This is a genomic window from Vibrio sp. 2132-1, from assembly GCF_033344315.1.
Genome location: NZ_JAWPON010000890.1, coordinates 1 through 508, shown reverse-complemented (window position 1 = coordinate 508; position 508 = coordinate 1). Strand labels below are relative to the sequence as shown.

At 43.7% G+C, this 508-nt stretch carries 1 protein-coding gene; it reads left to right on the top strand.

Features of this window, described 5'->3' with window-relative positions; genetic code table 11:
* Nucleotides 1–508, top strand: a 508-nt coding sequence (locus R8N47_RS28575; RefSeq protein ID WP_318186530.1) for an FAD-dependent oxidoreductase, incomplete at both ends; no start/stop codon positions are given.

Sequence of the window (508 nt, the reverse complement as noted above, 5' to 3'; positions counted from 1 at the left end):
GAACCAAGGTGGTTGCCGCCGATGAGAAAGATGAAGAAGTACAACTGACTTGCGTTTCCGATGGGCAATCTATGCAGTTGAACTGCAAGTTTCTAGTCACTTGCAGTGGATTGATGGCCGATCGGATGACAAAAATGATGGGCATTCCGACCGATTTTCAAATCGTGCCTTATCGCGGTGAATACTACCGATTAGACAGTAAGCATAACCAAGTGGTGAATCACTTAATCTACCCAATTCCAGATCCAGATTTGCCATTTTTGGGGGTGCATTTGACTCGTATGATTGATGGTTCTGTGACGGTTGGTCCAAATGCCGTTCAGGGTTGGAAGCGAGAAGGGTATGGAAAAGTGAACTTTAACCTGCAAGATACACTGCAAATGCTGAGTTTTTCTGGCTTTTGGAAAGTCACACAAAAGCACTTAAAAACGGGCTTGGAAGAGTTTAAAAACTCGTGGTGGAAGCCAGGGTATTTAAAACTGGTCAATAAATATTGTCCGAGTATTCG